The organism is Pseudarthrobacter sp. W1I19, from assembly GCF_030817835.1.
In the GTDB taxonomy this organism is placed as follows: Bacteria; Actinomycetota; Actinomycetes; order Actinomycetales; family Micrococcaceae; genus Arthrobacter.
This window is the reverse complement of sequence record NZ_JAUSZR010000001.1, coordinates 696,548-710,085: the sequence shown is the minus strand read 5'-3', so window position 1 is coordinate 710,085 and position 13,538 is coordinate 696,548. Positions and strand designations below refer to the sequence as shown.

11 protein-coding genes are annotated in these 13,538 nt (G+C 66.4%); 5 read left to right on the top strand and 6 right to left on the bottom strand.

Going from position 1 to position 13,538, the window contains the following annotated elements:
- Window positions 1-20 precede the first annotated feature (20 nt).
- The 3 genes from QF038_RS03285 to QF038_RS03275 all read left to right on the top strand — a co-directional run bounded on the left by QF038_RS03285 (window position 21) and on the right by QF038_RS03275 (window position 3,171).
- Entirely contained in the window at window positions 21-974 is a 954-nt protein-coding gene (locus QF038_RS03285; RefSeq protein ID WP_307608714.1) for a 1,4-dihydroxy-2-naphthoyl-CoA synthase, read from the top strand.
- A 13-nt stretch (window positions 975-987) separates the two neighbouring features.
- Window positions 988-2,220 carry an AMP-binding protein gene (locus QF038_RS03280; RefSeq protein WP_307608713.1) on the top strand — a complete coding sequence of 411 codons (1,233 nt, stop codon included), beginning with the start codon at window positions 988-990 and terminating at the stop codon, window positions 2,218-2,220.
- 69 nt (window positions 2,221-2,289) lie between these two features.
- Complete coding sequence (locus QF038_RS03275; protein WP_307608711.1) at window positions 2,290-3,171, top strand: 1,4-dihydroxy-2-naphthoate polyprenyltransferase; 882 nt, start codon at window positions 2,290-2,292, stop codon at window positions 3,169-3,171.
- Between the two features lie 60 nt (window positions 3,172-3,231).
- Here QF038_RS03275 and QF038_RS03270 read toward each other — a convergent pair whose 3' ends face one another.
- Window positions 3,232-3,543 (bottom strand): DUF4229 domain-containing protein, encoded by a 312-nt coding sequence (locus QF038_RS03270; RefSeq protein WP_307608708.1) that lies wholly within the window; start codon window positions 3,541-3,543, stop codon window positions 3,232-3,234.
- A gap of 62 nt (window positions 3,544-3,605) precedes the next feature.
- Between QF038_RS03270 and QF038_RS03265 the strand changes: the two genes are divergently transcribed.
- Together QF038_RS03265 and QF038_RS03260 are read left to right on the top strand one after the other, a co-directional pair.
- The gene (locus tag QF038_RS03265) at window positions 3,606-4,007 is read left to right on the top strand and encodes a PLD nuclease N-terminal domain-containing protein (protein ID WP_307608706.1); all 402 of its coding nucleotides are present in this window, start codon (window positions 3,606-3,608) and stop codon (window positions 4,005-4,007) included.
- 6 nt (window positions 4,008-4,013) lie between these two features.
- Window positions 4,014-4,622, top strand: a complete 609-nt coding sequence (locus QF038_RS03260) for a hypothetical protein (RefSeq protein ID WP_307608704.1) — start codon at window positions 4,014-4,016, stop codon at window positions 4,620-4,622.
- Between the two features lie 7 nt (window positions 4,623-4,629).
- Here the strand turns inward: QF038_RS03260 and QF038_RS03255 are convergent, their stop codons facing one another.
- From QF038_RS03255 to QF038_RS03235, 5 genes are all read right to left on the bottom strand, one after another.
- The gene (locus QF038_RS03255) at window positions 4,630-6,117 is read right to left on the bottom strand and encodes a dynamin family protein (protein ID WP_307608702.1); all 1,488 of its coding nucleotides are present in this window, start codon (window positions 6,115-6,117) and stop codon (window positions 4,630-4,632) included.
- A complete protein-coding gene (locus QF038_RS03250; RefSeq protein WP_307608700.1) occupies window positions 6,114-8,063 on the bottom strand; it encodes a dynamin family protein in 1,950 nt (649 codons plus the stop codon). Before QF038_RS03250 ends, QF038_RS03255 begins: the two co-directional genes overlap by 4 nt.
- A gap of 20 nt (window positions 8,064-8,083) precedes the next feature.
- Entirely contained in the window at window positions 8,084-9,178 is a 1,095-nt protein-coding gene (locus QF038_RS03245; RefSeq protein WP_307608698.1) for an IniB N-terminal domain-containing protein, read from the bottom strand.
- A 173-nt stretch (window positions 9,179-9,351) separates the two neighbouring features.
- A complete protein-coding gene (locus tag QF038_RS03240) occupies window positions 9,352-11,418 on the bottom strand; it encodes a LuxR C-terminal-related transcriptional regulator (protein WP_307608695.1) in 2,067 nt (688 codons plus the stop codon).
- 1 nt (window position 11,419) lies between these two features.
- Entirely contained in the window at window positions 11,420-13,507 is a 2,088-nt protein-coding gene (locus QF038_RS03235) for an Hsp70 family protein (protein WP_307608693.1), read from the bottom strand.
- Window positions 13,508-13,538 lie beyond the last annotated feature (31 nt).

The window sequence follows — 13,538 nt, the reverse complement described above, 5'->3', positions numbered from 1 at the left end:
CCGATTACTAGACTTGGACGGTGAGCAACCAAATCCCCGCCTCGGTGTCCGACGTCTTCGATCCAACCCGCTGGCGCGTGGTGTCCGGCTTTGACGACTTCCAGGACATGACCTACCACCGGCAGGTGGAAAGGGATTCCGACGGCGGCTGGGTGCGTGACCTGCCCACGGTCCGGATCGCCTTCAACCGGCCCGAGGTCCGCAACGCCTTCCGGCCCGGCACCGTTGATGAGCTGTACCGGGCTATGGACCATGCGAGGATGTCCCCCGACGTCGCCGCCGTCCTGCTCACCGGCAACGGCCCCTCCCCCAAGGACGGCGGCCACTCCTTCTGCTCCGGAGGCGACCAGCGGATCCGGGGCCGGGATGGCTATAAGTATGCCGACGGCGAGACACAGGAGAGCATCGACCCCGCCCGCGCCGGCCGGCTGCACATCCTGGAAGTCCAGCGGCTGATGCGGACCATGCCCAAGGTGGTCATCGCCGTCGTCAACGGCTGGGCAGCCGGCGGCGGGCACTCGCTGCACGTGGTGGCGGACCTCACTATCGCCTCCCGCCAGCACGGAAAGTTCAAGCAGACGGATGCCACCGTAGGCAGCTTCGACGCCGGCTACGGCTCAGCCCTGCTGGCGCGCCAGATCGGACAGAAGGCCGCCCGCGAAATCTTTTTCCTTGCCCGTGAACATTCCGCAGAAGACATGGTTCGGATGGGCGCCGTGAACGAGGCCGTGGACCACGGGCGCCTCGAAGAGGTTGCCCTGGAGTACGCGGCCGATATCGCCCGGCAGTCACCGCAGGCCATCCGGATGCTTAAGTTCGCCTTCAATCTTGCCGATGACGGCCTGGCCGGCCAGCAGGTGTTCGCCGGCGAAGCCACCCGGCTGGCCTACATGACGGACGAGGCGGTGGAGGGCAAGGAGGCGTTCCTGCAAAAACGCGACCCCGACTGGTCCGGCTTCCCGCACTACTTCTAAGGCAGGACCGGCAATGAGCACCGAACCCACAGGCGCCCAAGGGAACACCGCACCAAGCGGCGCCCCCAACATCGAACCGGCATTGAAGGCCCTGGCCGCTGCCCTCCACGGCGAGGGCCCCGCCGTCGAACTTTCCGTCGACCAGGACGGGCGGCTGGTAGTGGGCCATGTGGAAACTCCCGGCTGCGACGACGCCGTGGCCGTGGTCCGCACCTCCGGATCCACTGGCACACCGAAAGCCACCGTCCTGACGGTGGAATCCCTGGCCGCGTCCTCCATGGCCACCGCCCTGGCGCTCAAGGGTGAGGGCCAGTGGCTCCTGGCGCTTCCCGTCCAGTACGTTGCGGGCATCCAGGTCCTGGTCCGATCGCTTTTCGCCGGCACCCGTCCGTGGGTGATGGACGTGTCCGGCGGCTTTACGCCTGAAGCCTTCACGGCTGCCGCCCTGGAGCTGACGGACAAAATCCGGTTCACCTCGCTGGTCCCCACCCAGCTGCAGCGGCTCCTCGACGCGCCGTCCCCGGACACCCTGGCGGTGCTCCGGCGCTTTAACGCCATCCTGCTGGGCGGTGCCCCCGCACCCGCTTCGCTGCTGGCGGCCGCCAAGAACGCCGGCGTCCGTGTGGTCACCACCTACGGCTCCGCCGAGTCCTCGGGCGGCTGCGTCTACAACGGCTTCCCGCTGGAGGGGGTATCCGTCCGCGTTGAGGCCGACGGCCGCATCCTGCTGGGCGGCGACACCATCGCGGCGGGCTACCTCGAGGCGCCGGACGAGGCCAGCGCCACGTTCTTCGAGGAGGACGGCGTGCGCTGGTACCGCACCAGCGACCTCGGCAGCATCGACGACGACGGCCGGCTCACCGTCCTGGGCCGGGCCGACGACGTCATCATCACCGGCGGCATCAAGGTTTCCGCCGCGCACGTGCAGGAAGAGCTGGAAAAGTCCGACGGCGTCGCCGCGGCTTTTGTGGCCGGCGTCCCGTCCGCTGAATGGGGCCAGGCGGTGGCAGCATATGTGGCACTGGCCGGCGAAGGTCCCGGGCTGGATGCCGGGCCGGCTAAAGGCGACGGGTACGCGCCAAGCCGGGACCACGCCGCCGCCCTCGAACAGGAGTGGCACCGGACGCTGGGCATCCTTGCGCCCAAAACCGTGCTCGCTGCCTCCTCGCTGTTGATGCTGCCGAACGGCAAGCCCGACCGGCTGGCCATGGCCGCCGAACTGAACGCCCTGCACCAGGGAAAGTAAAGTAGACCTGCACCACCGGGCAGGGGCCCCACCCTGCCGCCTTCCCCAAACCAACGCGAGGTACTGACCGTGGCCACAGCCGCACAATGGATCCAAGGCGCCCGACTCCGGACGCTGCCCGCTGCGATTGCGCCGGTGCTGATCGGCTCCGCCGCCGCCTACGAGATGGATTCATTCCTCCTGTTCAACGCGATCCTTGCCGCCCTCGTGGCACTCCTGCTCCAGGTGGGCGTGAACTTTGCCAACGACTACTCGGACGGGATCCGCGGCACCGACGACGACCGGGTGGGCCCGCTCCGCCTTGTTGGTTCGGGCGCCGCCAAACCCGAGCACGTCAAATATGCCGCATTCGGTACGTTTGCTGCCGCCATGGTCTTCGGGCTGGTCCTGGTGGTGATCACCCAGAGCTGGTGGCTGATCCTGGTGGGGCTGGGCTGCGTTATGGCAGCCTGGGGCTACACCGGCGGCAAAAACCCGTACGGCTACATGGGCCTGGGCGACGTGTTCGTGTTTGTGTTCTTCGGGCTGGTGGCCACCCTGGGCACCACCTACACCCAGGCCGGGCAGATCAACCTCCCGGCCATCATCGGTGCGATCGGCACCGGGCTGATCGCCACGGCGCTGCTGATGGCCAACAACGTCCGGGACATCCCCACCGATATGCAGGCGGGCAAGAAGACCCTCGCCGTGCGGTTGGGTGACAAACATGCCCGGGAGAGCTACGTCCTGATGCTCGCCGTGGCCATCATGCTGGTAGTGATCCTGGCGCCCGGGCGGCCGTGGATGCTGATCGTGCTGCTGCTGATTCCGGCTTGCCTGATGCCGGCATGGCTGATGATCAACGGCCGCAAGCGCAAAAGCCTGATCCCCGTGCTGAAGCAGACCGGGCTGATCAACCTCGGCTACAGCGTGCTGTTCGCACTGGGCCTGGTGCTCAGCCACGGGTTCTAGGCCGCGGCCATACAGTTGGCCGGCGGGGCTGGCTGCCGGACGGGCTGGTTGCCGAAAGCCCTAGGACTTTTTGCGATCCTTGGCGTCGTTGCTGATGGCGATCTCCGGGTTGGCGTCGAGGAGGGCGTCCTCGGCGTTGGCGTCCTGCACTTCATTCGCTGAGCGGAGCGGCTTGGCCTTGCCTGAGAAACGCTGGTGGAGTGCCGCTGCTGCAGCATCACGCTGCTTCTGGAAGAACAGGTAGCTCACGGCGAAGGCGATCAGTGCCGCGCAGATGACGGACATCAGCACGCCGAGCTGCAGGAGCATAAACACCACGAACAGGGGCGCGAAGAGAGCCAGGCGGATCAGGGAATATTTCAAAAAGGCCACTATTCAAGTTTAGCCGCCTCCCGCCGAAGGCCCCCGCGCCTCCTGACGATAGACTTAATGGCATGCTCCTCCGTGTGGCTTTGGCCGTGGCAGTCCTCGTCATCTTTGTGTATGGCCTCGTGGACGTGATCCGCACTGATGGACGCCTCACCCGGGGGATCTCCAAACCGGCCTGGATTGTGGTCATGATCGTCCTGCCCGTCATCGGCGCCATTCTCTGGCTCCTGATCGGCCGGCCACGCGGCACCTCCCCCCAGCAGAGCCAGCGCCATCCCACCGCTCCGGACGATGATCCGGACTTCCTCCGCAACCTCGAATCCCGCCGGCGCAACCAGGCGGAAGCGGAGCGCCTGAAGAAGCTCAAGGAGGAACTGGATGCCAAGGCGAAAAACCAAGGCAACGGCACTACCGGCGGCAAGGACAAGCACGAAACCGACGAACACGACGCGGACGGGCTGAAGTAGGGGCCGATGGCTCAGGATCCTGTGGGGGAAGACAGGCCCCGGACCCTGCCCGAAGGGGCGGCAGTTCCGCCTTCGCCCCCAGGTCCCCCTGCCCCTCCACCCAGGCCCGGGTTGTCCTGGACCGCTCCCGCCCCCATTGCGGCCATCCCGGTGGCGCCGCGGAACGTCCGGACCGCCCGCACACTGTGGCTGTTCAGCTTCGCTGCGGGGTTAGCCGTCCTCATCGGATCCTTTATGACCCGCGAATCCAATCTGCAACGGCTGAAACCCGTGGTGGAGGGGATGGCGCCGGGCGGGGACCCGGAAGCTGTCACCACGGCGACAGGCATCGTCTTCTGGGGCAGCCTCGGGGCTGTCCTCCTGGTGATCCTGCTTGAGGCCGCCATGCTGGGCGTGGTGATGGGCCGGCATGGCTGGGGCAGATGGGCGCTGCTCCTCCTGCTGGCCGGACATGTCCTTGTCCTGCTCGTGGCGGCTGCGTTCCTGGTGCCCGACGGCGATGCGGGCAGCTATGTGGTGCTGCTCTGGGGCCTTGATCTCCTGCTGGCGGTTGTTGGGCTGGTGTTCTTACTGATGCCCTCCGTCAATGCCTGGCTGAATTCCGGGCGGCGGTAAAGAGCCGCTAGGCGGACTGTGCCACCATCCCGCCACATTCAGCCAGGATGCCTTCGCAGCTGCGGATGACCACCCTGCACAGGTCGAGGGCCGAGCGATCGGTCAACGGGTTTTCGGCCACGGCCCGCCACTGGTCCAGGCAACGCCGCGCCGCTGAAGCCAGCTGGTCCGGGCCGGCATCGGAGCCCAGTCCCAGCCTGGCGTGGGAGGCTGCACCCCGGCCCCCGATCAGGCCCTCCGCTTGGGCGGCCAGCTCAGGGGGCAGCGGTGTGCCCGTGGTTCGAAGGGTTGCCAGCAGCCGGAGCTCACGGAACTCGTGGGCATTGACCTGCAGCCGTTCAAGTGCGGCTGCCAGCTGGCCTGTGCCCTCACGGGGTGAGGTGCGCATCAGAGCTTCCACCCCTACCAGGGTTGTTCTGGCCTTGAGGGCCTCGGCGCGGGCCTGGAACTGGCGCCCCAGCAGCTCCAGCAGCGGATGCAGCCCGCTTCGCCGGGCCAGTTCATGCGCCAGCGGCGTGGGATCAGTAAACCCGTTGCGGATGAGGACTGCCGCGAGCCGGATGCCGAACAGGCCGTACCTCTCGAGCAGCGAGGCGCGGGCCGCCGTCGTCAGCCCTTCGGGCCCCGCAACGCGCAGGAACCGGTCCGCGGACAACAGGAGCTTTTCCCGGGGTGCCCGTTCCATTCCGGCCAGGAGCCGCAGCGCCTCAAAGTCGGGCTGGCGCATGGTGCGGGCGCCTTGTGCCAGGAGTCCGGCCACCGGGACCACCCCCAACACCAGTTTCTGCAGGTTGTGGTCCCGGCGATACCGCTCGGCGATATCCGCAGCGGAGAGGAGGGAATCGATCCTCCCCGCACCCACCTCATCCGCCCTGGAGAGCACCGCGAGGGCGTTGACAGTACCGGACCTCCCCGCCTCGGCGTCCTTGAAAGACTCAAGGAACCTTAGGTCGGATGCATGCATGTGCCGCATCAGGTAGATGATCGCGTCCGCCTCCGATGGAGTGTCCTCCGGGGCAAGGAAGCTGGTGGACCGTGCGGCCACATCGGTGGAGAGGGAGGCTATGCCCGGGGTGTCGATCAGGGTCATGTCCTGCAGGGCCGGTGACGGCCACTCCACTTCCAGCCGGTCGACGTCGTCCGCCGTGGCGTCACCGAGGACAAACACCAGCCGGCCGTCAACGCGCTTGACGGGAAGGCTGCGCGGTTCGCCCGTCGCCGGGTAAAGGGTGATCCGGGGTGTGCGGCCGTAGCGGTACCAGGTCACAATGCGGGTGCACTCTGCGGTGTCCGTGGGCGCTATCTCTTCGCCGAGGATGGCGTTCAGGAGGGTGGACTTCCCTGCCTTCACCATGCCGGCAACCGCAATGCGCAGGGGTTCTTCCAGTCTCCTGGCATAACCCTGCAGTACTGCCACAGCAGCGGGGTCTTCCCGGTAGGCATTCAACGCTTCCCGGACAAGGTCCGCGGCACCAGCGATGGTGGAGGCGGTCATCCCGCCCCTGCCACAGCTGGTGACGTCCCCGGTGCGCCGGCTGCGGCGGGAGATCGGGGATTCAAGGTAACGGAGTTGCCCCGCGCTGTGTCGGCAGCCACTTCGGCGGCCACAGCCTCGGCGGCGCGCGCCAGGGCATCGACCTTCTTCAGCTCCGCTTTGATTTCGCGGATGCGCACTTCCTTTTCCAGGGCATAAGTGGTGGCGGCCTTTTGGGCTGCGGCCACTGAATCCCCCAGGGAGCGGTGGTGCTCGTCTGCGATGTTGGTGAAATGATCCCGGATGGAGCGCTGGACCAGCCGCAGCCGGTCCTTGAGCTGTTTGCCCACCTGGAAGGTGACGTCGTCCAGTTGGCGGCGTACCAGGGCTTTGGCCTCGGCCTGGCGCCGCTTCAGCCTGGCTTCCTTGTCCTCCCGGTATGCTTTGCGCCCCAGCAGCAGCCCGGCGCCCACGGACAGGGGGTTGATGAGGGCCATGCCGAAGATGCCCGTCAGCAGGCCGAACATCAGCACACCGCCGTAGGACCCGCGCATGCCGATCAGCACCTTTTGCAGGGGGTTGACCCTTCCACTGTCCAGCGTCGGCATATCGTCTACCGGATCCAGGGCGTCGCCGCTGTCCGAGACGTGCAGTACTGGCAGGGTCACTTCGTCGGCAGCGAAATGCTCCGCAACCTGGGCGGCCAGCCACTGGGCGCGCTCGCTGGTCCATACGAACGTGTCCGAGATGGCGGCTGCGGCGCACTCTTCGAGCCACTGGGAGAACTGGCTCCAGGTGGGTCCGGGATCACCCAGGTCGATGGCCGCCTCGGCTTCACGCTGAATCCGGCGCAGGCGGTCCCGGAGGTCATATTCCATATCCGCGATCAGGTCGCTGATGCCGTCGCTGAGCGTGATCTGCCACCGGGCGGACCGCTTGCGCAGCTCATCGGCTTCCGCCCTGGCCACTTCGAGGCCGGCAATCATCTCCGGTGTTTTTCCCGGGTTTTCGAAGGCTGCAAGCTCGGCCTGCAGGGACAGCCGGAGGTGCTCGGTGACGGACAGCAGGTCCTGGCTCACGGAACGGCGCTGGAGCCGTTGTGCCTTGCCCACGATTTCGGTGCGCAGGTGCGCGATCAGCCCGGGGAAGCCGGACTCCACGTTCAATTCGGCATCCTGCAGGCGGGAGGCTTCAAGGCGGAGGTCGGAGGAGACGCTGAACAGGGGAATGTCCGGCGCCACCCGGGCAAGGTGGCCGCGGTCGATCTCCTCCACGCGCCGCCAGTCGGGGTAAAGGTCCGTCTTGGACAGGACACCCACAACATTGGGGGTGATCCGCATGGCCTGGCGAAGGAAGCGCAGTTCCGGTTCTGTGTACTCCTGGGAGGCATCGGAGACAAGCAGCATGGCATCAGCCGTGGGAAGCGCAGTGAGGGTGGTCAGGGTATGCGAGGAGTTCAGCCCGCCCACACCCGGGGAGTCAATGACAGTGAGCCCGCCCGTGAGGAGTTTGCGGGGCAAATACACCTCGCCCGCCACGAGTTTTTTGCTGTTCCCGGGGTTGCCGCGCTCGGAAACATAGGACGGCAGGTCTGCAATGGGAACAGGGCGCCGTTCAATATTGGCTTCGTCGGTGGCATCGGATCCGGCCTTGGGAACCAGGATGGCCGCGGAGGCGGTGTCGCCGTACTGGACCACGGTGGGGACGGACGTGGCGATGTCATCAGCGACCGGGCACGCCGGAGCGTTCACCAGCGCGTTGATGAGTTTGCTTTTGCCTTGCTTGAACTCGCCCACGACGATAACGCGGATGCTGGGGTCCTCCAGCCTCCTCAAGGTCTGGTCGAGGCGTTTGCGCAGGTCCAGCCGGTCTCCGGTCCCTGTCAGTTCGAGGCCTTGCCTAACCAGCCCGGCGAGTTGCACAGTCGTCGCAGGTGTTGACGGTTTCGCCGGTCCGGCTTCTGCCATAGCGTGTCCTTTGCCTCAGGTCAGTCCTCGATGATCACGTCATCCGCGGCCACTGCGGTAGTGACGTCAAGGTCATTCTCTGCCACGATGACCGATTCGTCGATGGTGGTGAAGTCGGCGTCAACGTCGCCAACCTCAACCTCGGTATTGGTGTAGTCCACGGTGTTGTCGGCGATAACTACGTTGTCCTCCACCTTGGTGACCTCGTTCCCGGCGACAACCACGTTGTCCGAGATAGTGGTATTCGACGAGCTGTCGCTGTTGCCGACGTCCTCCAGGTCTACATCTACGCGGTGATCCGAGTTGTCGGTGGTGTTGCCCACGTTGTCGAAATCAACGTCCGTGTTTCCAACGTCATGCAGGGAGTTGTCGTTGCCGGAATCCCTGACATCGATGTTCGTCGAGCTGTCCTCGCGGATGTCGGTGTTCCCGACGTTGTCCAGGTCGGCATCAATGTCAACGTCCGTATTGAAGGACTCGTAGATGTCCGTATCCGTATTGCCCACGCTGGCATCGCGGCCGGCGTGGATGGAGTTGTCCGTCGAATGATCCTCGGAGTTGTCCGTGGAGTAGGAATCCTCGATGTTGTTGGAATCGTCAACATCGGCGTCGTCGCCGGCCGCAATGGCCCGGTCACCGGAGGCAACCACGGAATCATTGTCGAACCACTGCTCCACGTCGCCGTCGGCCCAGACATTCTGGTTGACGGACAAGTCGGTGATGATGTCCCGGTCGTCCACCGTAGAGGTGTAGGAGTAGTTGTTCACTACATGATGGAGCTGCTGGATAGCGTGTGCATGGTCCTCGTGCTCTTGGTCCCCGCCACTATGCCCGCCGCCGGCCGGAGGCGGGGTGTAGCTGGTTCCGCCGCCGTTGTGGCTCGTGGTGGCACTGTTGCCGCCCGTGTTGTAGTCACGGTCAAAACGGGCAGCATTGACCGTAACGGGTGCGTAGTCCAGGACAACCGGCATCGCTGCGTCAACATCCGCCGAGCAGACACCCCCCAGTCCGTGGGCTTCAAGGGCGCGTTCCGGATCGTCCAGGAAGTCCTGGGCCGCCTGGCGGTCGCCGAAGAGGTGCATCAGGAACTGGACGAGATCGTTTGCGAGTGTCATGTGGTTGTCCTCATCTTCTCGAAAATTGCCGGAGCGCCCCGTAGTCCCAACCGGGCTTGCATCAAACGTACGGGTCCCTCCGCGACCGGGCATCGGGCCCTTCCCCCCTACCCGATGTCCTCCCTCTGGGAAACTGAAGCGCCTCCGGTTAGGGGTTTAGGGGCCTGAGGGATTCAGTCCTTTGGGCGATCTTCGGAATCCAGTGCCAGGCGCAGCCTTGTCATCAGGTCTGACCGGTTTTCGGCGCCCAAGCGGCGCCGCATACGGGCAATGTGGTGTTCGGCAGTCCGTGGAGAGATGTAGATTGCCTCCCCGATTTCCCGGTACGTCTTGCCCTCAAGCACCAGCCTGGCCACTTCCTTTTCCCGGTCACTCAGGCCCGAGCCGTCCGGATTCGTCCCGTTGGTGCCCGTGGCGGGAACATCGCGGGACTCCGGTACCCTGGACTTCCCGTTCCCTGCCTCAGTTGGCTGCGGGTGAAGGTCCCGGGCACAGGACAGCAGCCGCACCATGTCCTTGCGTTCCTCGGCACGCGCCGCCGCATGTCCGGCCAGTCGTGCGCCTTCCCAGGGCATTCCCACCCTGCCCAGGGCCCTCGCCGCAGCTTCAACGTCCGCGGGACGGATCTTTCGCGCCAGGACTGTCACCCAAGCTTTGCCGGCCGCGGCAAAGACCGCTGCAAGGTGGCTGTGGCCCGCGGCCCGCGCCAGGGCCGTTGCATGGGGAGCCAGGTCTGCCGGGCTGTCACTGAGCAGCGCTGCCTGGACGGCTGCCCAGTGGAAGGGCACTGCCCACAGGGGCGGATCGCCCAAGTGCCCCAGCAACTGGTTCGCCTCGTCCAGGTAGTGTGCCACCCGGTGGGTTTCGCGGAGCCGGGCGGCAGCTATCATCAGTTCACCCCACGGCAGGAGGCTGTACAGGTCCACCGAGATATGCAGCATGGCTTCATGCGCCCGCTCCCAGGCCATGACGAGTTGCGGAATTTCACCATTGCGCCGCGCGATCCCCACTTCCAGGGCCGCACACATGAACTCATCCCGGGGGACCAGCGGCCAATGGTTGGCTTTCGAGGCCTCATTGATGGCAAGCCGGGCGTCCTCAAGCCTGTCCTGCTGCATGGCCGACCACGCCTGAAGCAGGAAGAGCCTGGGCTTGGCCGCGTTTCCGCCCTGGCCCGCCGCCACAGCTGACGCGCAAACTGTCTCTGCCAGATGGGGTTCTCCGGTGTGCAGGGCGAGCAGCGCGGCCAAGGCCGCTGGAGTGTCCGGGAGGGGAAGCGCCGCCCCTGAACCGTTGAGCATGTCCGAGGCATGGATCAGCACGGGGAGGGCCCGGTGCGGCTCGACTGCCAGCGACTCCATGATGCCCTTGCCCGTTTCCGCGAGGGCCACTGCCAGCAAGGTGGGAGCGGCCGGTGGAGCATCTGCCCGGAAGAGTGACTTGGCGCCCCGGACGTTGCCACTGCCGATCATGGTGACGGCAGCAAGCGGTGCAGACGTGCCTGCTCTCGAAGCGCCCAACCAGCTGTACGCGTCCCCGCCCCGGGCCAGCATGCCGCGCTGGGCCCACACTGCTGCTGCCACATCCACACCACGGCGGACGTCCGGTGGATCAGTGGACACCAGGAGCGTATCGATAATCCGGGTGGCGGTGTCCAGGTCCCCGTTGCCCACGGCTGCCTGGGCACGCCGTGCGGCGGTGCCCAGCTCGTCCGCTCCCGCCAGCAGTGCCTCGTCATACAGTTGGGCGGCCAGACCCGGATCCTGTTCCAGCGCCTTGTCACCTGCGTGTTCCAGCTCGGCCGCAACCCGGGGATCGGCGAGCCCGCCGCGAGCCAGTTCGCGGGCCAGGTCTCCCAGCGGCTGGCCGTGCTCAGAGTAGGCGGACACCAGCTCTCGTTGGAGCGCATGCACCCTGGTTGTGGGGGCAACTGTCAACAGGGCATGCTGTGCCGGCCCTACTACTGTTCCGTCCGGCGTCAGCAGACCGGCTGATTCTGCCCGCTCAACCAGGGCGTCCAGGCTTTCCACATCGCCGCCCTCGATTTTCCGCTGCAGGTCGGCAGGCAGCGGACCGGGCAATGCAAAGCCAACAGACAGTGCCAGGAGGAGTTCGCGGACCGCCGCGTTCGTGCCCTTGAGCTGCCCGGCCATCTGCTCCGCGACGTGCGGCGGTTGGCTGTGGTTCAGCTCCGCCGGCAGGAAACCATGATCTGCCAGGCGCACCTCGTTCCCGGCCATGCTAGACCCCCGGTCCTGTGCTGATGGGCATAACGGGCTCCGTCTCAGCTGGCCCGATGACGGGAGCAGGCGGCGCCGGAGCATCCGTCGTCGGTGGCGGCGGAGCGCCCGTGGTTTCAGGCGGCGCGCCGGTCGTTCCAGTCGGTGGCGGCGGAGCACCCGTGGTTTCAGGCGGCGGAGTGCCTGCCGCTTCCGTCGGTAACGGCGGAGTGCCCGTGGATTCAGTGGGCGACGGCGGACCTGAAGTGCTGGGATCCGGATCAATGATTGTGGGTTCAGGCGTCGGCACCGGCTCACCCGTTACGGGATCCGTCGCCACCGGCTCACCCGTTAATGGATCCGTAGGCACCGGCTCGCCGGTGACGGGGTCAATGGCTACAGGTGGTGCGGCAGGGGCGTCCGGTGTCCCGGCACCAGGATCGGCTGCGGCGGGACCTGCCGGTCCGCTGGTCGCAACGTCAACCCCGGCTACGGCGGCCGGGATGTTTTCCGCTGCCGCCCCCCACAACGGCCGGCTGGTGGGCGAAGCTTCCACGTCAAGGCCCGGCCCGCCGTAAGGCACCGCTTCACTGTTCATGCCGGCTCCAACACCGGCTGCCGGGAGTACGGCTGCCGCGGCAACTGGCCCGCTTCCGCCTCCTGTCCCGCCGGCACTGTCGGCAGTCGGATCCGGTCCAGGGGCAGCGCCTGCTTTCGGCACAAACATGGCGGTGAGGTCAGTAAATCCCGCCGGGCTCTGGGCCGTCGTGGCAGTAAGGACCGAGACCAGCGCCGCGGCGGCGGCGATGGCCGTCAGCCGCACTGTGGGCTTCGGCGCGTGGGCGCCGCCGTGCGCGTGGGCAGGAGCAACCACCACGCCCGCAACTGCACCACTCGCCGTCGTACCCTTGCGGGACCAGCTGGCATGGCGGCTGGCAACGTGCGCGCTGCTGCCAGGAGTGAGTCCGACGGCGGTGCCCGCAGCTCCCGCGGGCACCGCCGCCACGGCTGCCCGGGACTCAGTCTCCGCGCGTGCCAGCACAGCTGACAGCGCCGCGCCGAGGCAGATGGAGGACTTGGGATCGGCATCGACGGCGATGGGCCGGCCCAGCTGTTCCGAAATCAGCTGCGCCACGAGCGGGATCCGTGATGAACCGCCAATCAGCAGCACGGCAGAAAGAGCCGCCGGTTCCAGCTCCAGCTGGGCCAGCGACTGCTCCAGCGCCTCGACAGTATCGCGGACCGGTTCCTCTATCAGCGCTTCAAATTCCGATCGCACCAGGCGGATCTGCTGCTGGAAGCCGGGAAGGAGCACCGAAATGGTGGCCTCGCTGTCCGAGGAGAGCGCTTCTTTGGCTTCCACGCACTCGCGCCGCAACCTGCCCAACGCGCCACGCACTCCAGGGTCCGCGGGGTTGAGCCTGGAGAGGACGTTGCCGGTGTGCTTTGCGACGTACCGGAAGACCTCGGCATCGAAGTCGGCACCGCCCAGGTTTTCGATGCCCTCCGGGCGCCCCACCAGCCGGAACTTGTTGGTGCCGGCTTTGCGCAGGACAGCAGTGTCAAAGGTTCCGCCGCCAAGATCGTAGACAGCGATGATGCTGCCCACCTCCACGCGGACCTGGGAGGCGTAATACAGCGCCGCCGCAACCGGTTCGGTGACGAGCGTGATGTTGTCCAGACCTTTGGCGGCCATGGCGGCCAGGATCATGGAGGTCCGGTGGGTGCCCCAGGCGGCAGGATGGGTAACGATAACCTCAGACGGCGGCGCGCCCTCGCGCTCTACGGCCCGGTCCACCACCCAGCGTGCCATGGTGGCAAAAACGTCCTCCGGCGGCAGGGACAGTCCGCCCACGGAAATGGGGACTGCATCGCCCACGCGGCGCTTGAATTCCCTCACCACCTGCCCGGGGAAATCGAGGCCGCGGCGTTCTGCGGCCTCCCCCACCAGAAGGGGACCTTCCTCCGGGTAGTACACCACTGATGGCACGGCTGCCCCGCGAAGTCCCAGTGGCAGGCACTCCGCGGCAGGGGAAGTACCTTGGCCAAAGCGCGCAACGGCGGCAGCAGTGAAACTGGTCCCCACATCAATCGCGAGAACATAGCTCATGGGTACCTCAGGAAAAACTGGTGTTTCGCCT